At 66.3% G+C, this 22,745-nt stretch carries 18 protein-coding genes; 4 read left to right on the top strand and 14 right to left on the bottom strand.

Going from position 1 to position 22,745, the window contains the following annotated elements:
• Positions 1 to 459 precede the first annotated feature (459 nt).
• On the top strand, positions 460 to 1,416 hold the full coding sequence (locus tag ACZ5YA_RS22010) for a hypothetical protein (RefSeq protein WP_124260399.1): 957 nt from the start codon (positions 460 to 462) through the stop codon (positions 1,414 to 1,416).
• Positions 1,417 to 1,497: 81 nt separating this feature from the next.
• Here the strand turns inward: ACZ5YA_RS22010 and ACZ5YA_RS22005 are convergent, their stop codons facing one another.
• The 3 genes from ACZ5YA_RS22005 to ACZ5YA_RS21995 form a co-directional block, all read right to left on the bottom strand.
• Positions 1,498 to 1,983: a hypothetical protein gene (locus ACZ5YA_RS22005; protein ID WP_223283441.1), complete on the bottom strand. Its 486-nt coding sequence runs from the start codon at positions 1,981 to 1,983 to the stop codon at positions 1,498 to 1,500.
• Positions 1,984 to 2,043: 60 nt separating this feature from the next.
• Positions 2,044 to 2,619 (bottom strand): cysteine hydrolase family protein, encoded by a 576-nt coding sequence (locus tag ACZ5YA_RS22000; RefSeq protein WP_118934042.1) that lies wholly within the window; start codon positions 2,617 to 2,619, stop codon positions 2,044 to 2,046.
• Positions 2,620 to 2,821: 202 nt separating this feature from the next.
• The gene (locus ACZ5YA_RS21995; protein WP_464091231.1) at positions 2,822 to 3,946 is read right to left on the bottom strand and encodes an agmatine deiminase family protein; all 1,125 of its coding nucleotides are present in this window, start codon (positions 3,944 to 3,946) and stop codon (positions 2,822 to 2,824) included.
• Between the two features lie 148 nt (positions 3,947 to 4,094).
• Between ACZ5YA_RS21995 and ACZ5YA_RS21990 the strand changes: the two genes are divergently transcribed.
• Together ACZ5YA_RS21990 and ACZ5YA_RS21985 are read left to right on the top strand one after the other, a co-directional pair.
• Positions 4,095 to 4,973, top strand: coding sequence for a LysR family transcriptional regulator (locus tag ACZ5YA_RS21990; protein ID WP_059376583.1), 879 nt, complete (start codon positions 4,095 to 4,097; stop codon positions 4,971 to 4,973).
• A 90-nt stretch (positions 4,974 to 5,063) separates the two neighbouring features.
• The gene (locus ACZ5YA_RS21985) at positions 5,064 to 5,816 is read left to right on the top strand and encodes an SDR family NAD(P)-dependent oxidoreductase (RefSeq protein ID WP_464091230.1); all 753 of its coding nucleotides are present in this window, start codon (positions 5,064 to 5,066) and stop codon (positions 5,814 to 5,816) included.
• A gap of 72 nt (positions 5,817 to 5,888) precedes the next feature.
• Here ACZ5YA_RS21985 and ACZ5YA_RS21980 read toward each other — a convergent pair whose 3' ends face one another.
• From ACZ5YA_RS21980 to ACZ5YA_RS21930, 11 genes are all read right to left on the bottom strand, one after another.
• A complete protein-coding gene (locus tag ACZ5YA_RS21980; protein ID WP_464091229.1) occupies positions 5,889 to 6,782 on the bottom strand; it encodes a hypothetical protein in 894 nt (297 codons plus the stop codon).
• Between the two features lie 295 nt (positions 6,783 to 7,077).
• A complete protein-coding gene (locus ACZ5YA_RS21975) occupies positions 7,078 to 9,504 on the bottom strand; it encodes a TonB-dependent siderophore receptor (protein ID WP_464091228.1) in 2,427 nt (808 codons plus the stop codon).
• Positions 9,505 to 9,604: 100 nt separating this feature from the next.
• The gene (locus ACZ5YA_RS21970) at positions 9,605 to 10,621 is read right to left on the bottom strand and encodes a FecR family protein (RefSeq protein ID WP_306634825.1); all 1,017 of its coding nucleotides are present in this window, start codon (positions 10,619 to 10,621) and stop codon (positions 9,605 to 9,607) included.
• A complete protein-coding gene (locus ACZ5YA_RS21965) occupies positions 10,618 to 11,163 on the bottom strand; it encodes an RNA polymerase sigma factor (RefSeq protein WP_118934048.1) in 546 nt (181 codons plus the stop codon). The genes ACZ5YA_RS21970 and ACZ5YA_RS21965 overlap by 4 nt, the downstream gene beginning before the upstream one ends.
• A 129-nt stretch (positions 11,164 to 11,292) precedes the next feature.
• Positions 11,293 to 12,513, bottom strand: a complete 1,221-nt coding sequence (locus tag ACZ5YA_RS21960; protein ID WP_306634827.1) for an MFS transporter — start codon at positions 12,511 to 12,513, stop codon at positions 11,293 to 11,295.
• Positions 12,514 to 12,622: 109 nt separating this feature from the next.
• Positions 12,623 to 13,042, bottom strand: a complete 420-nt coding sequence (locus ACZ5YA_RS21955) for a VOC family protein (RefSeq protein ID WP_118934050.1) — start codon at positions 13,040 to 13,042, stop codon at positions 12,623 to 12,625.
• A gap of 84 nt (positions 13,043 to 13,126) precedes the next feature.
• Positions 13,127 to 15,151, bottom strand: coding sequence for an acetyl/propionyl/methylcrotonyl-CoA carboxylase subunit alpha (locus tag ACZ5YA_RS21950; RefSeq protein ID WP_118934051.1), 2,025 nt, complete (start codon positions 15,149 to 15,151; stop codon positions 13,127 to 13,129).
• A gap of 56 nt (positions 15,152 to 15,207) precedes the next feature.
• Entirely contained in the window at positions 15,208 to 16,815 is a 1,608-nt protein-coding gene (locus ACZ5YA_RS21945; protein ID WP_059376622.1) for a carboxyl transferase domain-containing protein, read from the bottom strand.
• Between the two features lie 225 nt (positions 16,816 to 17,040).
• Complete coding sequence (locus tag ACZ5YA_RS21940) at positions 17,041 to 18,222, bottom strand: acetyl-CoA C-acetyltransferase (protein WP_059376625.1); 1,182 nt, start codon at positions 18,220 to 18,222, stop codon at positions 17,041 to 17,043.
• A gap of 35 nt (positions 18,223 to 18,257) precedes the next feature.
• Entirely contained in the window at positions 18,258 to 20,114 is a 1,857-nt protein-coding gene (gene aceK, locus ACZ5YA_RS21935; protein WP_059376627.1) for a bifunctional isocitrate dehydrogenase kinase/phosphatase, read from the bottom strand.
• Between the two features lie 11 nt (positions 20,115 to 20,125).
• Entirely contained in the window at positions 20,126 to 21,304 is a 1,179-nt protein-coding gene (locus tag ACZ5YA_RS21930) for an isovaleryl-CoA dehydrogenase (RefSeq protein WP_059376629.1), read from the bottom strand.
• Positions 21,305 to 21,550: 246 nt separating this feature from the next.
• Here ACZ5YA_RS21930 and ACZ5YA_RS21925 point away from each other — a divergent pair, with 246 nt between their 5' ends.
• Positions 21,551 to 22,726, top strand: a complete 1,176-nt coding sequence (locus ACZ5YA_RS21925) for a M20 aminoacylase family protein (protein ID WP_118934069.1) — start codon at positions 21,551 to 21,553, stop codon at positions 22,724 to 22,726.
• Positions 22,727 to 22,745 lie beyond the last annotated feature (19 nt).

The following is a 22,745-nucleotide window of genomic DNA, read 5'->3' as shown; positions in this document are numbered from 1 at the left end:
TAGCTGCCGTGATGGCCAATACTGCACCGGGCCGCGGGGCGGAACGTTTTGCTACACCGATAGCGGCAAGAAGTCCTATCTCAGGAAATAAGCGCTGCGCTGTTCGAGGCCGTCTCAATAATGCAATGAACGGCCCCTGCACGGGCTGAAACTGTTCGGGCTGATCCAACGGCGCGGAGTACATCTGTTGGCGCAGGACGCCGCCGGATATCCACTAGTCTGCCAGCCGCCAGACGGCTTCTTCGCTCACGTGCACGAGCTGGATGCAGTCGCAGGGATTGCCGTCTGGCCTTGCTCCATCCGGGCTCCGTGTCGATGTGTATGGCCGTAATTCCTCCAATTGGTTCGGGCATCCAGCACCTAAACTCACGCTTCGATCAAACAGAATGCGCGAGGAATCTGATGAAGCTCCGGGTCGGTAGATGGTGTTTGGGGACCGTGATGGCGTTGGCGTGGCCCATGCTGGCACAAGCCGCGACACCCGCCATGACACCGCGGCAGCAGCAGCTTCTGGCCGCGGCTGAGAGTTCGAGCCCCGTCTACGCCGCCTGGCGCGAACGGTACGCGGTTCTGATTGCCGTTGAACCGAAGTTGCAGCGTGCGGTTTTGTACACACGCTGCGCGAAGCCTGGCGGGGAACGGTTGCTGGATCCCAACTATCGGGCTTACGCCGAGACCGTGGGCGGGGCTTATCGCCGCTATCTCCAGGATTCGGGCCCAGCCAGCGCGATGGCCAGCACGACGAAGCTGTGGGCAGCAGACCAGTTGACCGAGGCGGAATATCAGCGCTCCCTGCGCTGGCTGACCAGCGCCAATACGCTGCCGCTACGCAATGTGAGGGATGTGGGCACGATCCTGAGTCAGTACCTGGAGAATTCCGTGGACGTGAGCAGCGGCCAGTTGAATCTGGCGGTGTTGCTGGCGATGAAGGAGACGCTGGCCAAGGCTGGTCAGCTGGGTCCGGTGGTCAAGGCTTTCGCGCAGGTTGATGCTGCCAAGGCGGCATTGTTCGAGTCACTGCCGACGGAGTTGCCGTTGAAGGACGAGCAGATCCAGCAATGGTACGAGGTGGCTACCTGGCTGGATAAGGCGGGCAATACTGTGCAGCTGGCCTACTGGTTTGCCGTGCCGCAAGAGTCAATCGACGCGATGGCAGAGGATGTGTTCGAAGAACGGGTGAATCAGGGGCTACAGGCATTGCAGGCGTATCAACGCAAGGGACCGGTCGAGGATTCCGACGTGCATACGCTGAACGATGAGCAGAAGTTGGGGCGGAAGATCGCCTACTACTTTGGCGATCTGGCGTCCGACGAGATCGCGCAAGTGTCGGTAGACGCGCACAACTGGATGTCGAAGCAGGCGCAGGCGTACATCGACAAGCATCGGGCTGTCATGTGTTCGTCGCCGAGGCGCTAAAGCGCTCGCGCCGGCGCCTGCATGGCGTGTCGCGCGCTGCCGGACATTGAGGGCCGTAGACTACCGCCGTTGACGGCTATCTCAATAACTTCCGGTGGGCAGCACATCTGCCAAATAGGCGACGGTATCTGGTTCATTGCGCAATACATGCCGCATCCACGCGCCGCGCTCATGCGCGGTCACTTCCAGCTCCCACACGCAGGCAATGAACGGCCCTTGCACGGGCTCGAATTGCTCAGGTCGCTCCAACGGCGCCGAGTACATCTGCTGGCACAGGATGCCGCCGGATATCCACCAGTCCGCCAGCAGCCAGACGGCTTCCTCGCCCACGTGCACGATGCAGAAGCCCAGGCCCGTAGCGCGCGGGTCGCGGGCGGCGTCTTGCAACGTGGCCATTGCGGTCTTGCGGGCGGCTGCGGCTACTTCAGCGGAGAGCAGCGCAACCGTGGGATCGGGATTGCGTTGTATCGCGTAGGCCTTGATGGCCAGACCGTCTTCGCGCCATTGCTCGATGAACGCCATGCGGCGCGGCGCGTAAGGTTCTGCAGGAATCGTTCGAAAAGACATGATGGGCAGCGAGGGTGACCTCTTCGGGATCATGGAGGCAGGCATTCTTCCGGCAGGCCGCTAGGCCAGCAAGGACAAGGCATCGTCCAGCGACAGCACGGTGGTGCGCGATGCAAAGGCGGTTGCGAACAGATGTTCATGCACGATCGGGTCCGGGTCGTAGCAGCAGTCCTTGACCGTCAGCAGGCGATAGTCCGCATCGCTGGCATGCGCAATCGATGACAGCATCACGCCGGTGGAGGCGACGCCGACCATGATCAGCGTGTCTATGCCTTGCGCGGAAAGCCGCACTTGCAGGTCGGTGCCGAAGAACACGCTGGCGCGGTGGGCGAGGATGATGGGCTCGTCTTCGCGGCGGTCGAGCTCTGGCGAGATGCGATCGTGGACGAAAAGTCCCAGTTGCTTGATGCCCTGCCCGTTCTTGTTCAAGGGGCTGACTTCAGGATAGCCAGGGCTGAAATGGATCTTGGCGAAATAGACGCTGACGCCGGCGCGCCGCGCGGCGTCGCACAGTTGCCGCGTGTCGCCGAGCAAGGCGGGGGCGACCGATGGGAACAGTTCCATGATGTCGGTCTGGTAGTGCATGACCAGCAAGGCGGTACGCGCCGGAATGATGGCCAGGGTCTGGGTGTTCATGCTCCGCTCCGCAAAGGGTTTGCCATGCGCGCCTTGCGGGTCGGCCTGCTGCCTGGGCGGCCCGCAATGGTGTGACGCTTGGCGAGGTGATGGGGTGCGACAGGAAGGACGAACGACTCTACCACGGCGGCCATGGCATAACTGCGCATGGAAAGCGGGTGGAGGTTCTGGCGCCGCGCGATCCCTTGCGCGAGCCCGGGAATTACACCATCGGCAACTGATTCGTCACGCAATGAATCCCGCCGCCGCCTGACGCAATGGCGTCGATATCCAACTGCACGACCTTGCGGCCCGGATACAGCCGGGCCAAAAGATCGCGCGCCTTCGCGTCCGCCTCCGCATCGCCGAATTCCGGCGCGATGACCGCGCTGTTGATGACGAAATAGTTGATATAGCCGGCCGCGAAGTCGGGGTTGTCGCGCAGGAACTTGCTATCCCGCGGATTGAGCGGCGGACTCACGGTGTGGATTTCCAGCGGCTTGCCGTCGGCATCCGTTGCGCGCCGCAGGATCTCCAGGTGCTTGCGGGTCAGCGCGTAGTCGTAGGAGTCGGGATCCATGTCGAGGTTGGCGACGACGACGCCTGGCCGCGCGAAGCGGGCGTAGAAATCGACGTGGGCATCGGTGATGTCCTTACCCTTGATGCCGGGCAGCCAGATGATCTTGCGCAGGCCCAGGCAGCGCTTCAGCTCCTCCTCGACCTCTGCCTTGCTCCAGCCGGGATTGCGGTTGGCGTTGATCCAGCTGCTTTCGGTCATGATGCCGGTGCCGCGGCCGTCGACTTCGATGCCGCCGCCTTCGCCGACCAGTTCGCTTTGCAGGTATTCCGTGTCAGTGATCTCGGTGGTTTCAGCGGCGATCTTGGCGTCGGCTGCATGGCGCTGCTTGTTGCCCCAACCGTTGAAGTTGAAGTCCACGCCGGTGACCGCGCCCCGCCCGTCGAGCACGAAGTTGGCGCCGATGTCGCGCATCCAGATGTCGTCCAGGCGGGTTTCGACGAAGCTCACGTTGTCCGCGCCGCAATGGCGTTCGGCCAGGCTGCGTTCGCGGCTGCGGCAGAACACGGTGACGGGCTGGTGCGCGGCGATGGCGCGGGCGATGCGGCCAAGCGCGGCCTGGACGTCGGCGGTGAAGTCTTCCCAGATGGCGTCCTGGGCGCCGAAGGCGATGAAGGCGCGGGCCTGGGGGGCGCCCTCGTCAGGCATGTGCCACCGGGGCGCTTGCGCCGCCCGCGCGCCGGAGGCGAGCAGACCCAGGCCCAGCGAGGCGGCGGCGTGGACGCCCATGAGCGTGGCGGTGTGTTGGATGAGTTGGCGGCGGGTGGGCACGTCGGGCTCCTGGAATTCGGGATGATCGATAAAAAACGGTTATGTTGGAGGCTACGGTGCGCACCGCTTGAATTGCAGTGTATTTCCCGCCTGGTCGCGTGGACTAGCGATATATTTAGCGGAATTATGATTAGCAGGGCTTATCGATATGCTCAAGCAATGGCCTCCCCTGAACGTGCTGCGCGGCTTCGAGGCGGCCGCCCGCCTCGGCAGTTTCCACAAGGCGGCCGACGAGCTGCACCTGACCCAGTCGGCGATCAGCCAGCAGGTGCGCAGCCTGGAGGACTATCTGGGCCAGCCGCTGTTCTTCCGTCAGGGGCGCGCGGTGTCGCTGACCGATGCGGGCTGGGATCTGCTGGGCACGACGCAGGCGATGTTGCAGCAGTTGGCGGCCGGCATACGCAGGCTGGACCAGTACCGCAAGCCGAATCAGTTGATCGTGAACACCAGCCCGGCGTTTTCGCGGCACTGGCTGCTGCCCAGGCTGGAAGCCTTCCGCACCCTGCATCCCGAGGCGGATCTGTGGCTGTACACCAGCGATGCCGCGCCGGACATGGCCAAGCAGACCATCGATATCGCGCTGCGCGACGATCTGGGTCCGCAAGCCGATTGCGCGTTCCGCGTGCTGGTCGAGGACCGTATGTACCCAGCCTGCCATCCGCGCCTGCTGGCGGCGGACACGCGCGCCACGCTGCATGGCGAGCGCGAGATGGATTGGAGCCATTGGGAAACGCAGGGCGGAACCGACGTGGGCCAGCATGGCCAGGGCATGAATTTTTCCGACCCCGGCCTGTTGCTGGATGCGGCGCGCGAAGGCCTGGGCATGGCGCTGGTCAGTAGCCTGCTGGCCGAGCGCTCGCGCCGCGACGGCGCGTTGGCGGCGTTGACGGAGCAGACCGTGCGCGGCCCGAAGTGGGCCTGGCTGGTGCATCGGGACAGCCAGGACGATCCGCTGACGCGCGCGTTCTGCGAGTGGGTGTCCGAAGAGTTGGAAGCGTCGCGCGAGGACGGCGGCGCGGCAGCCTGAATCTTGCCTCTCAGGTTGGGGCTTTCATCACGGTGTTAAGTTGTAGCCTCGCCGCCGCATGCGGCACATTCCAGAGCAAGAGATTCATCGATGTCCAATCTGCAATCCACGCGTCCCGTCGCCCTGATTACGGGTTCTACCTCCGGCATAGGCGAGGCCATTGCCCGCCGCCTGTCGCGGGACGGCTATGCGGTGGTCGTGCATTCACGCCGTTCCGCCGAAGCCGGCCATGCCCTGGCGCGCGAGCTGGGCGACGCTGTCTACGTGCAGGCGGATCTGGCGAACGATGCCGACCGGGTCCGATTGGTTCGGGAGGCCGTCGCGGCATGGGGGCGGCTGGACTTGCTGGTCAACAACGCCGGAATCAGCTGTGTCATTCCTCATGCGGACCTGGCCGCGGCCACGCCGGACATCTGGCATGAATTGCATGAGGTCAACGTGGTGGCGCCGTTTCGCCTGGTGGCCGAGGCGCAGGCCGCGCTGCAAGCGGCGGCGGCGCATGGCCGGCCTGCTTGCGTGGTCAACGTGAGTTCGCACGCGGGCGTGCGGCCCAAAGGCGCGTCCATTCCTTATGCGGCAACCAAGGCGGCGCTCAATCATGTGACGCGCTTGCTCGCGCTTTCGCTGGCGCCGCATATCAGGGTGAATGCGGTTGCGCCCGGTCTGGTGGATACGCCGATGACGGCCGATTGGACGCAGGCCCAGGCATTGTGGCGCGACAAGGCGCCGATGCGCCGCGCGGCCAGTCCGGAGGATATCGCGCAGGCGGTCGCCATGCTGGCCGCGTCGGACTATCTGACCGGCGAGATCCTGCTCTCCGATGGCGGTTTGAATCTTACGTAGCAGCACAAACCGCGCGGGCATCGCAGCCGTTGGCAAGCCGGCTTGCGTGCCCAGCCGCCATCGACGCCGGCCTTACTTCTCCGCGTACTTCTTGCTGGCCGTGTCGTAGGCGTAGATGACGGCATCGCCCGCGCCCAGCTGGCGGGTCTTGTCCGGTCCGGAGATTTCCGTGCCGCTGCGCTTGACGGTCACGCGCGGCATGTCGCTGCCGCCGTGCGCCGAGAAGACCAGTTCGCCCGAGTTGGCCACGCAGGGCATGACGTCGCCTTCGGCGCAGGCCGCGCTGTTGTCTTCGCCGGTATTGATGCTGCCTACGTAGGTCCAACCCGCGCCTTCGTCCGGGCCCGCCGGATTGAAGACCAGCAGCGCATAGCCGCTGAAGCTGATGCCGTTGTCGAAGCCTTCGGTGGGTACGGCCAGCAGCAGCTTGCCGGAGGGCGTGCGGTATTCCACCGGCTTGCGGCGGGTGTCCACGTCTTCCGGCTTTTCATAGGCGCCGAATTCGCCGACGGAATGCTTCATGCCGCGGAATTGCCAGGGGCGGTCGGGTGTGGAGCCGGTTTGCGTGAACGTGGCTTCGGCCAGGTTGACCTGGACGCCGGGGCCGACTTCGTCTTCGCCGGGCTTGCCGTAGCGTTCGCGTGTGTCCCAGGTGAAGCCGGTGTAGTAGCGCGTGCCGCCCAGTTCGAAGGCGTGGCCGAACCAGAAGGTGGCGATGCTGCCGTTGGCGACTTCGTAGGAGTCGGCGCCCTTGCCGTCGATCTGGTAGATGGAATACATCACCGTAGCCACATCGGGCGGCGCGATGGCGGCGGCCTGGGCGGTGGGCGGCAGCGCGGCGGCGCCGGCGGATTCGGCGGCGGTTGCTGCGGGGCTGAACAGCGCGGCCAAGGTGGACGTCAGCAGGCCGGCCATGGCGGTGCGGAGCAAACGGCTACGGGGGCGGGTTTTCTGAATGGTTTTCATGTGTCGGACATCTTCTTGTCGGCCTCAGGCGGGAAAGCCTTGTGATCGCCTGTCTCTGTCTGTGCGGCGCCATCCTAATCGCCCGTCGCAATCCGCGTCGGACAACAATTTGCCAATTGTGTCGGACTGCAATGCATGGAGCGCCTGTGGCTAGTCTGCCACGGAATCGGCGTTTTGCTCGGGGATTGGAGGATGGGTGTGGCGCAAGAAAGACGTGGCGGACAGAACTGTCCTGCAACGCGCGAAACTCATCGCCCGTTGCAGCACGGGGATGGGTTTCGCGCGGCGCGTTCTCTCAGTACGTCGCCCGCAGATTCAGCATCACGCTGCGCGGCTCGCCGTAGTAGTTCGATCCATACGCCGCCCACACGCGCTGGTAATAGACCTTGTCGAACAGGTTGTTCACCGTCAGCGTGCCTTCCAGGTGCTTGTTGAAGCGGTAGCCGGCTTGCGCGGAGACGGTGGTGTACGGGCGCTGCTCGAATTTCACCGGACCGTTCAGGCGGTACATGCTGCTGACGCTGCGTACGCCCGCGCCCAGCGACAGGCCTTCCAGCGTGCCGGTGGCGAAGGTGTACTTGCTCCACAGGTTGAAGGTGTGGCGCGGCGTGATGAAGGCGTATTGCTGCGACTTCTGCTCTTCCGTGCCCTTCAGGGTCTTGGTGGTGGTGTAGGCGTAGCCGGCGGTGATGTCCCAGCCCGGCGCGGGGCTGCCGCTGATTTCCGCCTCGAAGCCCTGGCTGCGCATCTTGCCCGCGGCCATGGAGAACAGCGGATTGTCCGGGTCGGTCATCGAGCGGTTCTCGTCTTCCATGCGGAACAGCGCGGCGTGGCCGTTCAGGCGCTTGTCCAGGAATTCGCCCTTCAGGCCGATCTCGAATTGCTTGCCGGTGCGCGGGTCCAGCAGTTGGCCGTTGACGTCGGTGACGGTCTGCGGCGTGAAGATGCTGGTGTAGCTGGCGTAGGCCGACAACTGTTCGTTCAGGTCCACCACCAAGCCCAGATAGGGCGTGAACTTGCCGTTGATCTTGTCGCTGGTGTTGGTGAACTGGTTGAAGTAGGCGTTGCGGTTCTGCGTGCGGTTTTCCCACCAGGTGAAGCGTCCGCCGGCGATGAGGGTGGCCGCGTCGGTCACGCGCAGATTGGTGCGCGCATACAGGCCGTACTGGTCGGTCTTGCTGTCGTTGCCGTTGGTGTACTGGTAGTCCGGCTTGGGGATGTTGTTGTTGGGGTGGTAGAGGTTGGTGTCGGCGTTGTCGCCGCCGCCGTAGCGGAAGTTCTTGTGGACGTTGCGGTAGTCGGCGCCCACGGTCAGCTCGTGCTGGCGGCCGAAGGCTTCGAAGGGCGTGGCCACGAAGGCGTCCAGGCCGTAGGTCTTCCAGTGGCTGCGGTACTTCCAGCTGATGAGGCAGGTGTCGCCGGTGATCGGGTCCACCGCGCAATCGGACCAGCCGAATTCGCGGCTGGGCTCATCCTGTTCGCGGTAGATGCCGCTCACCTTGATGCGGCCGCCGTTGGCCAGGCGGTGGTCCACGTCGGCGAAGTACTCGGTGACTTCCTCGGTGATGTGGTTCCAGCTGGGATCCAGGTTGGTGGAGCGGCGCACGTCCAGCAAGCGGCCGTCGGTATAGCCGGGCAGGCCGAAGAACGGGCGGCCCTTGTATTGCTGGTACGTGGCGCCGGCGGTCAGGACGGTGTCGGGCGTCAGGTCGAAGCTCAGGGTGCCGTAGAACAGCGGCTTCTCGGTGTACACGCCGTCGACGAAGGATTTGCGGTCGTCATAGGACGCCACCAGGCGGCCGCGCAGGCGCCCATCGCTGTCCAAGGGACCGGTGATGTCGGCCTCGGTGTAATAGCGGTCCCACGATCCCGTCATGACCTGGCCGCTGAAGGCGAATTCCTTCTGCGCGCGCTTGCGCACCAGGTTCACCGTGCCGCCGGGATCGCCCGCGCCCTGGTACAGGCCCGAAGGTCCGCGCAGCACTTCGATGTGATCGTAGATGGCCAGTCCGAAGCCCGAGGACAGGTCGTTGCCGGTGCTGGCCGGCGTGTTCACGCCGTCGACCTGGATCGTGTCCAGCGCATAGCCGCGCGAGTAGAAGTTGCCATGGTTGCCGCCGATGCTGCCCGCTTCCACCGTGATGCCGGTGACGGTGCGCATGGCATCGTCCAGCGTGGTCAGGTTCTGGTCGTCCAGCAGCTGGCGCGTCACCACCGAGACCGATTGCGGGATCTCGCGCAGGCTTTGCGCGTTCTTGCCGATGGTGACGGCGAGGGCGGTGTAGGACCCCGTGCCTTCGGTGACGGTGAGGTCGCGGCCGGTGACCGTCACGGGCGCCAACGTGGTGGCATCGGCGGACGATGCGTCGGCCGGCCGCCGCACCACGAAACCGGAGCCGCTCTGCACGGCCACCAGACCGCTGCGCGCCAGCAGGCGGTTCAACGCGGCCTGCGGCGTCATGGAGCCGGATACGGCGGGGGCGCTCAGGCCGGCCACCACGTCGGGGCTGAACAGCACCTGCAGCTGCGCCTGGCGGCCCAGCGCCACCAGTGCGTCGGCCAGGCTGCCGGCGGGCAGGTCGAAGGTTTGCGCGGCGGCGCTCTGCGCATGGGCCGCGGACGGCGCCAGCGCCTGGACTGCCAGCGCGGCAGTCATGGACAGCGCGCACAGCAGCGCGTAACGGCCGGCGCTCAGCCGACGATGAAAATGGCGTTGCGCCATGGACTTTCCCCAGTCTGGAAGTGGATCTTCAACTGGGGAAGACGCGCCAACCGTCAAAACCCGAACCTGTCTAATTAAAAATAATTCTTAATTCTTGTCTTCAGCGGCTGCCGATCACCGCGACGCCATCCGGCCGCCGGCTTACCGTCACCGGCAGCAGGCCGGGCAGCATGTCCAGGACCGCGTCGGGCTGGCGCAGATCCAGCGTGCCGGACAGGCGCAACCCCCGGGCGCGCTCGTCGGCAAAGCGCAGCGGCGTGTCGCGGTACAGGGCCAGATAGCCGGCCAGCTGCTGCAAGGTGGTGTCGTGCATCACCGCCACGCCACCCTGCCAGGCGCCGATCTCGCTGGCGGGTACCTGCTGGCGGCGCAAGAGCCGCGCGTCTGCGCGCGACAGCAGCACCGTGTCGCCGGCCTGAAGCGTCTGCGCGGCGGGGGCGTTGGCGCCTTGGGCGTCCAGCCTGACTTCGCCGCTGCGCACGCCGACCTGCAGCACGTCGGGCAGCAGCAGCACGTTGAACTCGGTGCCGATGTCGCGCAGCTCCGCATCGCCCGCGGCCACGATCAGCGGCCGGCGGTCGGGCGCGGCGTCGATGTAGACCTCGCCGCCGTCGACACGGATGTGGCGCTCGGCGAGCGTGTAGCGCACGCTCACGCGCGTGCCGACGTTGGCATGCAGGTGGGTGCCGTCAGGCAGGTCCAGGCTGCGGGTCTGGGTGGATGCGTTGGCGACGGTCTCGTAGCTGATGGGCACGTATTGGTAGGCGGCCGCCGCCATCAGCAGAGTCGCGGCCAGGGCGCCGCCCCAGCGCAGGAAGGCCGGGCGGCGGGCCGGTGCCGACCACGCGCGGGGCCGGGACTGCGGCCGGCTGCGCGGCGGGATCTGAGCGTGGCTGGTGGGTTGCGAATGTGTGCGCGCGGAGTCCGGCCGCGGCAGCGCCGCCATGTCTTCCCACACCAGCTCCAGCCGCTCGTATTCTCGCCGGTGCTCGGCCGAAGCTTGCAACCAGGACTGGAAGGCCTGTTCGGCGCTGGCATCGGACGCGCGCTCCCGGCGGCGCATGAACCATGCGCTCGCGGCCTCTTCGACAGCGGACAAAGGTAGGGATCGGGTCATGGCGTTTCGCCGTGGACACGGCGCTTGCAGTGCGCCAGCGCCAGTTGCAGATGCTTTTCGACCGCGCGCACAGAGATTCCCATGTGGTCGGCGATGTCCTCGCAACGCAGCTCATCATACCGATAAAGCAGAAAGGCCTCGCGCTGGCGCGGCGGCATCTCGTCGATGGCGGCCTGCAGCAATCGCAGGCGTTGGCTGGCGTCGGCGCGCGCCTCGGGCTGCTGGCCGGCGGGGGCGGCCAGGCCCACGGCCGTGGGTTCGAAGCCCTGGTCGTCCAGGCTGGCCACCACGTGCTCGTCGCGCACGCTCTCGCGGCGCCAGTGGTCGCGCAGCAGGTTGCGCGCGATCTCGTACAGATAGGCGCGCGGCTTCTCCGGCGGCGTGGCGCCGTCATGCGCCGCCAACCACTTGGCGAAGGTCTCCTGCGCCAGGTCCTGGGCAGCCTCGGGCGAACGCTTGAGCTGGCGGTTCAGGAAACCGACCAGCTCCACGTTCCACGCCTTGTACGCCTCGGCGATCACGCCGAAGAACCGCTCCCCCATGATGCCCCTGTCGATGTCCGGCGCCGGGTTCTGTGACCTGGGCGCGTAGGCATGGCTTGATCAAATGATAATGATTCTTATTGTATCAAAATTATCAGGCACTGCCAGGAGGAGCCGCGCCTTATCGCTTCAGGGCGTGTGCAAGCTCCTGAGCTTCCTCAGCTCGGGAAACCACCGCATCCACAACCCCGCCACGGCAATCGTGCCGACCCCGCCGATCACCACCGCGGGCACCGCGCCGAAGGCCGCAGCCATGACGCCGGACTCGAATTCGCCCAGCTGATTTGAGGTGCCGATGAATAGCGTGTTCACCGCGCTCACTCGTCCCAGCATATGGTCGGGCGTGTTCAGCTGCACCAGCGACGAGCGCACCACCACGCTGACCGCGTCCGCCGCGCCCAGCACCACCAGCGCGCCGATGGACAGCGGGATCGAGGTCGACAGGCCAAATACCGTGGTCGCCAGCCCGAACACGATCAACGCGCCGAACAGCAGCCGGCCGACGTGTTCGCCCAGGCTCAGGCGGGCCAGCGTCAAGGACATGAGCGCGGCGCCGCAAGCGGGAGCGGCGCGCAGCGCGCCCAGCGCCCAGGGGCCCGCGTTCAGGATGTCCTTGGCAAAGATCGGCAGTAGCGCCGTGGCGCCGCCCAGCAGCACGGCGAACAGGTCCAGCGACAAGGTGCCCAGCAGCAGGCGGCGCTGGAAGATGAAGGTGATGCCGGCGAACAGCGTGCGCCAGGTGGTCGGTTCTTTGCGCGGCGGGGCGCGTTCGATGACCAGCGTGGCGATGGAGGCGAAGGCGGACAGGTACAGGGCCGCCGCCACGCAATAGATCCACCCTGCTCCCAGCCCGTAGCCGACGCCGCCCAGCGCAGGACCCGCGATCTGCGCGATCTGTCCGCCGGACGAGGCCAGCGCGGTCGCGCGCGGCAGCCATTCGCGCGGCACCACCGCCGGGATCAGCGTGGCCAGGGTCGGCGCTTCAAAGGCGCGGGCCGAACTCATGATGATGATGGTGGCGTAGATCAGCGTCTTGCCGCCCACGCCGTGCAGGGCCGCGATCGCCAGCACCAGCGTGGCCAGCGCCTCCAGCGCCATGCATACCGCCACGATCTTGCGGCGGTCGTAGCGATCGGCTACGTGGCCCACCACCAGGGTCAGCGCCGCCATGGGCAGGAATTGCGCCAGGCCGATCAGGCCCAGGTCCAGGGCGCTGCCGCTCAATGCATAGATCTGCCAGCCCACCGCGACGGAGACGATCTGGAAGGCGAGCGACGCGCCGATGCGCGCGAACAGGTAATGCAGGAAGGCGGGACGTTGAAGCGGACTGGGGGAATCGGGGGCGGGCATTGGGGGATGGCGCTTTGGGCGCGCGACGGGCGCCGGACCCCCGCATTCTAGGGAGAAGTCGCTGACGGGAAACTAAGAGCGGCTCATGTGCCCCCGGCCGCGCCTGCCGTTATGCCTTCGGCCAATACGTCCCGAAGCTCCACAGGTTGCCCTCCGGATCGCGGCAGGCGAACTCACGGCTGCCGTAGGCGGTGTCGTAGGGCGGGGTTTCGATGGTGGCGCCGGACGCCTGGACCTGCGCGTGCAGGGCGTCGGGATCATCCACCGCCAAATACAGCGCGTCGGTGCGGCGTCCTTGCAGGTCGCCTACCAGCTTGCCATGGGCGTCGTCGCGGTCAGGACCCAGCATCAAAAGGGAGCTGCCATAAGCCAGTTCCGCATGTTGCACCGCGCCGTCGTCGCGATAGACGGCGTGTTCGGTGAAACCCAGTACGCCAGTAAGCCAGCGCAGCATGGCGTCCGCATCGCGGCAACGCAGGGTTGGGAACAGCCGGGGCGCCGCGGATTCGGAGGGCATAGCACTCATCATGGGTACTCCTGTGAAAATGCAGGAGCGCCCATGATGCACCCGCGGGCGGCGGGGAGGATGACGATTTTGTTACTGCGCGCCTGGCTACTCGCCGATGGCGACCAGCTCGGCGCCTTCCGTTACCTGATCGCCCACGCCGTAGAACACTTCCGAGACCTTGCCGTCGGCGGGCGCGGAAATGGTGTGCTCCATCTTCATGGCTTCCATCACCAGCAGCGGCTGGCCCTTTTCCACGGTGTCGCCGGCCTTGACCGAGATCGAGATGATCTTGCCGGGCATGGGGGCCGTGAGGCCGCCGCCGTGTTCGCCCTGGGTGTCCTGCGAATGCGCCAGCGGATCGTACAGGTCCAGCACGTGCACGCCGGCTTCGCCGAAGACGTGGGCCTTTTCGGCGTGCAGCACGACCGTGCCGGCGCTTTCATGGCCGTCCAGCGTGATGCGCAGGCCGTAGGCCAGATTGGGGTTGGCGCTGGCGTGGGCGCGCCACAGGAAGGCCTGCGGGCCTGCGCCGCTGTCCAGGGTCCAGACGCCGCCCTGGCGGGCGACGGTGACGTGGCGGGTCTCGCCGTTGTCCACCCATTGCAGTTGGCGTTGGTAGCGGCCGCCCAGGCGCCAGCCGTCGCGCGCGTCCCAGGGGTCGGCGGGCTGCTTGCCACCCGTAGCCTGCGGCTGCGCCAGGCCTTGGCGCACCAGCACCGCGGCGCAGGCCAGCGCCAGCGTGGCGGCGTTGGCCGCCTGGGGTTCGGGCAGCAGCGTGGCACGCTGGCGTTCGATCAGGCCGGTGTCCAGGTCCGCCGCGGCGAAGGCGCTGTCCTGCATCAGGCGCGACAGGAAAGCCACGTTGGTCTGCACGCCCACGGCCTGCGTCTGGGCCAGGGCCTGCAGCATGCGGGCGCGGGCCTGGTCGCGGTCGGCGCCGTGCACGATCAGCTTGGCGATCATGGGGTCGTAGAACGGCGTGATGGTGTCGCCCATGCGCACGCCGCCGTCGACCCGGATGTCGCCGTTGGCGAATGCGGTGTGCGCCGGCAGGCCCAGGTAGGCCAGCGTGCCGATGGACGGCAGGAAGCCCTTCTCGGGGTTCTCGGCGTAGATGCGGGCCTCGATGGCGTGGCCCTGGATGCGCAGGTCTTCCTGGCGCGCCGGCAGCGGCTGGCCGGCGGCCACGCGCAGCTGCCATTCGACCAGGTCGTGGCCCGTGATCATTTCGGTGACCGGGTGCTCGACCTGCAGGCGCGTGTTCATTTCCATGAAGTAGAACCGGCCGTCGGGTTCTGCGATGAACTCCACCGTGCCTGCGCCCACGTAGCCCACGGCGCGCGCGGCGGCCACGGCGGCCTCGCCCATGGCGCGGCGGCGCTCTTCGGTCATGCCGGGCGCGGGAGCCTCTTCGATCACCTTCTGGTGGCGGCGCTGTACCGAGCAATCGCGTTCGAACAGGTAGACGCAGTTGCCGTGCGTGTCCGCGAATACCTGGATTTCGATGTGGCGCGGCTTCTGCAGATAGCGTTCGATCAGCACGCGGTCGTCGCCGAAGCTGGAGGCGGCCTCGCGCTGGCATGAGGCCAGCGCATCGAGGAACGCGCCGGACGATTCGACCACGCGCATGCCCTTGCCGCCGCCGCCGGCGCTGGCCTTGATCAGCACGGGGTAGCCGATGGCGTCGGCCTGGGTCTTGAGGAATTGCGGGTCCTGGTTGTCGCCGTGGTAGCCGGGCACCAGCGGCACGCCGGCTTTTTCCATCAGCGATTTGGCGGCGGACTTGCTGCCCATGGCGGCGATGGCGGAGGCCGGCGGCCCGACGAAGGCGATGCCGGCCTTCTCGGCGGCCTCGGCGAAGGCTTCGTTCTCAGACAGGAAACCGTAGCCGGGGTGGATGGCGCCCGCGCCGGTATCGCGCGCGGCTTGCAGGATGGCGTCGGCGCGCAGGTAGCTGGCGCGCGGCTCGGAGCCGCCGATGTACACGGCCTGGTCGCAGGCGGCGACGTGGCGGGCGTTGGCGTCGGCGTCGGAATACACCGCGACGGTGCGGATGCCCATGCGGCGGGCGGTGGCGGCCACGCGGCAGGCGATTTCACCGCGGTTGGCAATCAGCAAAGTGTCGAACATGGATGTCATCCAGGCTGAAATTATTCTTGGGCTGCAATGGGGACGGCCAAGCCGCCCTACATGCGGAACACGCCGAACTTGGTGTCCTCGATGGGCGCGTTCAAGGCCGCCGACAGGGCCAGCCCCAGCACGCGCCGCGTGTCGGCCGGCGCGATGATGCCGTCGTCCCACAGCCGCGCGGTGGCGTAATAGGGATGGCCTTCGCGTTCGTACTGTTCGCGGATCGGCGCCTTGAAGGCGGTTTCCTCATCGGCCGACCACTGGCCGCCGCGGGCCTCGATGCCGTCGCGCTTGACCGTGGCCAGGACGCTTGCGGCCTGTTCGCCGCCCATGACCGAGATGCGGGCGTTGGGCCACATGAACAGCATGCGCGGCGAATAGGCGCGGCCGCACATGCCGTAGTTGCCGGCGCCGAACGAGCCGCCGATCAGCACGGTGAACTTGGGCACGTTGGCGGTGGCCACGGCCGTCACCATCTTGGCGCCGTGGCGGGCGATGCCTTCGTTTTCGTATTTGCGTCCGACCATGAAGCCGGTGATGTTCTGCAGGAACACCAGCGGGATCTTGCGCTGTGCGCACAGTTCGATGAAGTGCGCGCCCTTCTGCGCGGACTCCGAGAACAGGATGCCGTTGTTGGCCACGATACCCACGGGCATGCCATGGATGTGGGCGAAGCCAGTGACCAGCGTGGGACCGAAGCGCGCCTTGAACTCGTCGAACTCGGAGCCGTCCACGATGCGCGCGATGACTTCGCGCACGTCGTAGGGCTTGCGGGTGTCGGCCGGGATGATGCCGTTGAGTTCGTTCGGATCGTAGCGCGGCTCGCGCACCGGGATGGTGGCCAGCGGCTGCGGCTTCTTGCGGTTCAGGCGCGCGACGGCGTTGCGCGCCAGTTGCAGCGCGTGCATGTCGTTGGCGGCCAGGTGGTCGACCACGCCGGACAGGCGCGTGTGCACGTCGCCGCCGCCCAGGTCCTCGGCGCTGACTTCCTCGCCGGTAGCGGCCTTCACCAGCGGCGGACCGCCCAGGAAGATGGTGCCCTGGTTCTTGACGATGATGGACTCGTCGCTCATGGCGGGCACGTAGGCGCCGCCGGCGGTGCAGGAGCCCATCACCACGGCGATCTGCGAAATGCCCTGCGAGGACATCTGCGCCTGGTTGTAGAAGATGCGGCCAAAGTGTTCGCGGTCGGGGAAGACCTCGTCTTGCTGCGGCAGGTTGGCGCCGCCCGAATCCACCAGGTAGACGCAGGGCAGATGGTTCTGCGCGGCGATTTCCTGCGCGCGCAGGTGCTTCTTGACCGTCATCGGGTAGTAGGTGCCGCCCTTGACCGTGGCGTCGTTGCAGACGATCACGCATTCGGTGCCGGCCACGCGGCCGATGCCGGTGATGACGCCGGCGCCGGGGGCTTCGCCGCCGTACATGCCGTGCGCCGCCATCGGCGACAGTTCCAGGAATGGCGTGCCCGGATCGATCAGGTGTTCAACGCGGTCGCGCGGCAGCAGCTTGCCGCGCGCCACGTGCTTGGCGCGCGCGGCTTCGCTGCCGCCCAGCGCGGTATGGGCCAGTTGCTGGTCCAGATCGTCCAGCTGCGCCTGCATGGCCTGCGCATTGTCGGTGTAGTCCTGCGACCGCGGATTGATGCGGGATTCGATGATGGGCATGGGGTTCCACCCGTCCTGCTTGTTGGAAATTTGAAGGCGCTCGTGGAGCGGTTTGTCTCGCTGCCCGGTGGGCCGGGCATTCTTGTCGGTCAGGGGTACCGAAGAGGGATTTCGTTGCGCCTTTCCTGCATGGCGCGCGACCGACCCGTCGCGCTATGACGCCATGCAAGAAAGGCGCAGCGGAATCCATCGAAAGCCGGGAGGCCGAAGCCCCCCGGCGTTGCGTCAGATCATTTCAATCGCCATGGCAACGGCTTCGCCGCCGCCGATGCACAGCGTGGCCACGCCGCGCTTGCCGCCGGTCTTGCGCAGCGCGCCGACCAGGGTGGCCATCAGGCGGGCGCCGGACGCGCCGATCGGGTGGCCCAGGGCGGTGGCGCCGCCGTGGACGTTGACCTTGTCATGCGGCAGCTTGAAGTCGGCCATGGCAGCCATGGTGACCACCGCGAAGGCTTCGTTGATTTCGTAGAGGTCCACGTCCTCGGCCTTCCAGCCGGTCTTGGCGAACAGGTTCTTCAGCGCGCCCACGGGGGCGGTGGTGAACCAGTTCGGCTCTTGCGAATGCTGGCTGTGGGCGACGATGCGGGCCAGCGGCTTCACGCCGAGCTTCTCGGCGGTGGAGGCGCGCATCAGCACCATGGCGGCGGCGCCGTCGGAGATCGACGAGGAGTTGGCGGCGGTGACGGTGCCGTCCTTCTTGAAGGCGGGCTTGAGGGTGGGGATCTTTTCCGGCATGGCCTTGGTGGGGGCTTCGTCGGTGTCGATCACGGTGTCGCCCTTGCGGCCGGCCACGGTCACGGGGGCGATTTCCCACTTGAAGCTGCCGTCTTCCGACGCGGCGCGGGCGCGGCGCAGCGATTCCAGCGAGAACGCGTCCTGCTGTTCGCGCGTGAAGGAATACTTGGCGGCGCAATCTTCGGCGAACACGCCCATGGCCTTGCCCTTGTCGTAGGCGTCTTCCAGGCCGTCCAGCGCCATGTGGTCATACACGGTGTTGTGGCCGTAGCGGTAGCCCTGGCGGCCCTTGAGCAGCAGGTAGGGCGCGTTGCTCATGCTTTCCTGGCCGCCAGCGACGACGATGTTGGCGCTGCCCGCGGCCAGCAGGTCATGGCCGAACATGGCGGCCTTCAGGCCCGAACCGCAGACCTTGTGGATGGTGGTGCAAGCCACGCCCAGCGGCAGGCCGGCGCCCAGTGCTGCCTGGCGCGCCGGGGCCTGGCCCTGGCCGGCCTGCAGCACGTTGCCCATGATGACTTCTTCGACTTGCTCGGGCTTGATGCCGGCGCGTTCGACGGCGGCCTTGATGGCGATCGAGCCCAGCTCGTGCGCGGCCAGGCCGGACAAGGCGCCCAGCATGCCGCCCATGGGCGTGCGGGCGACGGAAACGATGACGATGGGATCTGACATGGCTAGCTCCTGTGAGGGTCGGGACAGCTCTGGGGTTACGAGGCCGCGGGTTCGCCCGTAGGGCGTTCCGGACGCAGGCGTCTGTCCGTATCGTAAGGGAAAAATTCTTCAATCCGGCCCTGCGCCACATGGGCGCGGCAGGCCTGCCACCACTCCGGTTCCAGCAGGTCGGAATGGTGACGCATGAAGGCGCCGCGCACGCGCGGGTCGCCTAGCAGAAAGCGTCCGAATTCTTCGGGGAAGACATCATTCGGACCGATGGCATACCAGGGTTCGGACGCCAGCTCCGCCTCTTCGTTGGGGGCGGGCGGAATGCGCCGGAAATTCATTTCGGTCATGCGCTGGATTTCGTCGTAATCGTAGAAAACGACCCGGCCCAGGCGCGTGACGCCGAAGTTCTTGTAGAGCATGTCCCCGGGGAAGATATTGGCCGCCGCCAGTTGGCGGATGGCGTCCCCGTATTCGCGCACGGCCGGGTCCAGCAGCGCGTCCGACGCCTGGCGCAGATAGATGTTCAGCGGGGTCATGCGCCGTTCGATGTAGACATGGCGGATGACCACCGTGTCGCCGGTTTCCTCTATCAGGCTGGGCACCAGGCGGCGCAACTCTTCCAGCAGCGCCGGCGCGAAACGGGCGCGCGGCAGCGCCACCTGTGAATATTCCCAGGTGTCGGCCATGCGGCCGACGCGGTCGTGCAGCTTCACCATCTGGTATTTGCGGCGCACGGTGGCATGGTCCATGCCGTCCTTGTCGATGCGGTCCTTGATGAGCTTGAACACGTAGGGATAGGACGGCAGCGTAAACACGCACATCACCATGCCCTTGATGCCGGGGGCGATGTCGAAAGCGTCGCGCGAATGGGCCAGATGGTGCAGGAAGTCGCGGTAGAACAGCGTCTTGCCCTGCTTCTGCAGGCCGATCATGGTGTAGAGCTCGGCCTTGGGCTTGCGCGGCAGCAGGCTGGACAGGAAGTTCACCACCGCGGCCGGCGTTTCCATGTCCACCAGGAAATAGGCGCGCGTGAAGCTGAACAGCGTGCTCAGGTCGTCAGCGCCCAGGAGCAGCGCGTCCAGCACGACCTGACCCGCCGGGTTGCGCATCAGCGCCACCGCGAAGGGATACACCGTGCCCTGGTTGATCAGGCGGCCGACGATGTAGGCGCCCTTGTTGCGGAAGAACAGCGAGCCCAGCGCGTGGATCTGGCAATCGCTGGCGATGCGCCGGCCGACGTGGCGCGGCAGGATCGCGCGCAGCTGCTTGACCGCGGCGCGCGCCAGCAGCCGGGTGTCGCGCGGCAGGTCTTCGAAGGGCAGCGCCAGGCCGAAATCCGCCACCATGCGGATCAGGCTTTTTTCCAGCCCGTCGGTGGCGGGGTAATACACGCGGTACGACGGGATGCTGCTGTCCAGGTAGTCGGTGGCGATGGCCGGGCGGACGAACAGGAAGGCGTTGTGGAAGTAGTCGCGATGCAGGATGCGGCAGGACACCGAGTTGAAGAACGTCTCGGCGCATTCGGGCTGGCGGTGGTCGCCCAGCAGACCCACGAATTCCTGCTTGATCTGTTGCCAGAACGCGGTCTGCGCATCGCTCAGGGCGGGCGCCGCGCTGCCGTTGGCGCCGACCGCGCCTTCGGGGCGGCCGCGCAGCACGCCTTCCAGTTGGGTGGCGCATTCGCGCACCCGCATGTCGTAGTACTCGATGCGCTCGCGCGACAGGCGCTGGATGCCGTGCCAGTCGCCGGATTCGAACAGCGCCTTGGCGCGCTGGGCGCTGTAGCGGAACAGTGCGTAGTGGCGGTCGAAGCCCGCCAGGATCAGCCGCGCGACGTCCAGCGGCGATGGGCCCGGAGCGGGCGCCTGCTCGATGTGCTGGACGTCGGACATGCGGATCATGGCGGCGTGGCTCAGGCGGTTTCGTTGAACAGTTCGCGGCCGATCAGCATGCGGCGGATTTCGCTGGTGCCGGCGCCGATTTCGTACAGCTTGGCGTCGCGCCACAGGCGGCCCACCGGGTACTCGTTGATGTAGCCGTTGCCGCCCAGGATCTGCACGCCCTCGCCCGCCATCCAGGTGGCCTTTTCGGCGGTGTAGAGGATCAGCGCGGCGCAGTCCTTGCGCACCTGGCGCACGTGCTCGGCGCCCAGGCGGTCCAGGTTCTTGCCGACCTGGTAGCAGAAGGCGCGGCTGGCTTGCAGCGTGGTGTACAAGTCAGCGACCTTGCCCTGGATCAGCTGGAATTCGCCGATGGCCTGGCCGAACTGCTTGCGGTCATGGATATAGGGGACGACCACGTCCATCACGGCCTGCATGATGCCTACCGGGCCGCCGGACAGCACGGCGCGTTCGTAGTCCAGGCCGCTCATCAGCACCTTGACGCCGCCGTTGACCTGGCCCAGCACGTTTTCTTCGGGGATTTCGCAGTCCTGGAACACCAGTTCGCCGGTGTGGCTGCCGCGCATGCCCAGCTTGTCCAGCTTCTGCGCCACGGAAAAGCCCTTGAAGCCCTTTTCCACCAGGAAGGCGGTGATGCCACGTTGGTGAGCTTCGGGGTCGGTCTTGGCGTAGACCACCAGGGTGTCGGCGTCGGGGCCGTTGGTGATCCACATCTTGGTGCCGTTCAGTACGTAGCGGTCGCCCTTTTTGTCGGCGCGCAGCTTCATGCTGACCACATCGGAACCCGCGCCCGGCTCGCTCATGGCCAGGGCGCCCACGTGTTCGCCCGAAATCAGCTTGGGCAGGTATTTGGCTTTCTGGGCGGGGGTGCCGTTGCGGTTGATCTGGTTCACGCACAGGTTGGAGTGCGCGCCGTAGGACAGACCGATGGAGGCGCTGGCACGGGAGATTTCCTCCATCACGACCATGTGGGCCAGATAGCCCATTTTTGCACCGCCGTATTCCTCGTCGGCCGTCATGCCCAGCACGCCGAGGTCGCCGAATTTGCGCCAGAGATCCATGGGGAACTGGTCGCTGCGGTCGACTTCTGCGGCGCGCGGCGCGATCTCGGCCAGTGCGAAATTGCGCACCGCGTCGCGCAGCATGTCCAGATCTTCGCCCAGGTCGAAGTTCAGGCCGGGAAGGTTCATCGCTGTCTCCGTGATAGTAGGTACTTACTATTTTGTGGGCGCCTGTGTCCGGCGCCAGCTTGCCGCGCGTGGCTCATGATGCGCCGATCGGCCATCGCTGCGCAATGATGCACCGCAAATATTACGTTTACGTAAACGTAAATTGGAGTCGGGTTATCCCTAGGTAATTCCGGCCTGCCCAGGGAGTTGCGCTGAGTAAGATGCCAGCCGATCCTTGAATCCTGAATCATTGCGATGGAGTCTGCCGTGCTCGAACTATCCAACCTGGACGAAATTGTGGCGCTGCGGCGCGACATCCACATGCATCCGGAGCTCTGCTACGAAGAGCACCGCACGGCCAAGGTGGTGGCGGACACGCTGCGCGGCTGGGGCATCGAGGTTCACACCGGCATCGCCAAGACCGGGGTGGTCGGCGTGATCAAGCGCGGCACGTCGGATCGCGCCATCATGTTGCGCGCCGACATGGACGCCCTGCCCATGCAGGAAGAGAACCAGTTCGAGCACCGCTCGCGCCACGACGGCAAGATGCACGGTTGCGGCCATGACGGCCACACCGCCATGCTGCTGGCCGCCGCGCGCCACCTGCAGGCCGAAGGCGGCTTCGACGGCACCGTGTACCTGTGCTTCCAGCCGGCCGAGGAAGGCGGCGCGGGCGGCCGCGCCATGATCCAGGACGGTCTGTTCGAACGTTTTCCCTGCGAAGCCGTGTTCGGCCTGCACAACTGGCCGGGGCTGCCCGCCGGATCCATCGGCGTCTGCTCCGGCCCGATGATGGCGGCCGCCAACGGCTTCAAGATCACCGTGCGCGGCAAGGGCGGCCACGCGGCCGCGCCGCAGGACTGCAGCGATCCGGTGCCTGCGCTGTTCGCCATCGGCCAGTCGCTGCAGACCATTCTCACGCGCAGCAAGCGCCCGCTGGATGCGGCCGTGCTGTCGATCACGCAGGTGCAGGCCGGCGGCAGCGTCATTAACGTCATTCCGAATAGCGCCTGGCTGGGTGGCTCGGTGCGGGCCTACAGCACGGACGTGGTCGATCTGATCGAACGCCGCATGAACGAGATTGCAGGCAACATCGCCGCCGCGCACGGCTGCGAAGCCGACGTATTCTTCGAGCGCCGCTACCCGGCGCTGGTGAACACCGTCGCCGAAACCGAGTTCTGCATGGAAGTCATGCGCGAGGTCGTGGGCGAGGACAAGGCAATGGTGATCGAACCGGCCATGGCCTCGGAGGACTTCGCCTTTCTGCTGCAGGAAAAACCCGGCTGCTACGTGTTCCTGGGCAACGGCGACGGCGAGCACCGCATGGCAGGCCACGGCCTGGGTCCCTGCATGCTGCACAACGCCAGCTACGACTTCAACGATTCCCTGATTCCGGCTGGCGCGTCGTACTGGGTACGCCTGGCGCAACGCTATCTGGCCTGATGTGCTTCACGCTTTTCGT

The organism is Achromobacter sp. JCM 18799 (assembly GCF_055395645.1).
Note: the sequence above shows the minus strand (reverse complement) of the source record. Positions and strands in the feature narration are given on the sequence as shown.

Bases quoted from the DNA above. Each gene is read 5' to 3' on its own strand.
- ACZ5YA_RS22010 (WP_124260399.1), top strand. From the start codon at position 460: ATGCTGGCACAAGCCGCGACACCCGCCATGACACCGCGGCAGCAGCAG.
- ACZ5YA_RS22005 (WP_223283441.1), bottom strand. From the start codon at position 1,983: ATGTCTTTTCGAACGATTCCTGCAGAACCTTACGCGCCGCGCCGCATG.
- ACZ5YA_RS22000 (WP_118934042.1), bottom strand. From the start codon at position 2,619: ATGAACACCCAGACCCTGGCCATCATTCCGGCGCGTACCGCCTTGCTG.
- ACZ5YA_RS21990 (WP_059376583.1), top strand. From the start codon at position 4,095: ATGCTCAAGCAATGGCCTCCCCTGAACGTGCTGCGCGGCTTCGAGGCG.
- ACZ5YA_RS21985 (WP_464091230.1), top strand. From the start codon at position 5,064: ATGTCCAATCTGCAATCCACGCGTCCCGTCGCCCTGATTACGGGTTCT.
- ACZ5YA_RS21980 (WP_464091229.1), bottom strand. From the start codon at position 6,782: ATGAAAACCATTCAGAAAACCCGCCCCCGTAGCCGTTTGCTCCGCACC.
- ACZ5YA_RS21975 (WP_464091228.1), bottom strand. From the start codon at position 9,504: ATGGCGCAACGCCATTTTCATCGTCGGCTGAGCGCCGGCCGTTACGCG.
- ACZ5YA_RS21970 (WP_306634825.1), bottom strand. From the start codon at position 10,621: ATGACCCGATCCCTACCTTTGTCCGCTGTCGAAGAGGCCGCGAGCGCA.
- ACZ5YA_RS21965 (WP_118934048.1), bottom strand. From the start codon at position 11,163: ATGGGGGAGCGGTTCTTCGGCGTGATCGCCGAGGCGTACAAGGCGTGG.
- ACZ5YA_RS21960 (WP_306634827.1), bottom strand. From the start codon at position 12,513: ATGCCCGCCCCCGATTCCCCCAGTCCGCTTCAACGTCCCGCCTTCCTG.
- ACZ5YA_RS21955 (WP_118934050.1), bottom strand. From the start codon at position 13,042: ATGATGAGTGCTATGCCCTCCGAATCCGCGGCGCCCCGGCTGTTCCCA.
- ACZ5YA_RS21950 (WP_118934051.1), bottom strand. From the start codon at position 15,151: ATGTTCGACACTTTGCTGATTGCCAACCGCGGTGAAATCGCCTGCCGC.
- ACZ5YA_RS21945 (WP_059376622.1), bottom strand. From the start codon at position 16,815: ATGCCCATCATCGAATCCCGCATCAATCCGCGGTCGCAGGACTACACC.
- ACZ5YA_RS21940 (WP_059376625.1), bottom strand. From the start codon at position 18,222: ATGTCAGATCCCATCGTCATCGTTTCCGTCGCCCGCACGCCCATGGGC.
- aceK (WP_059376627.1), bottom strand. From the start codon at position 20,114: ATGATCCGCATGTCCGACGTCCAGCACATCGAGCAGGCGCCCGCTCCG.
- ACZ5YA_RS21930 (WP_059376629.1), bottom strand. From the start codon at position 21,304: ATGAACCTTCCCGGCCTGAACTTCGACCTGGGCGAAGATCTGGACATG.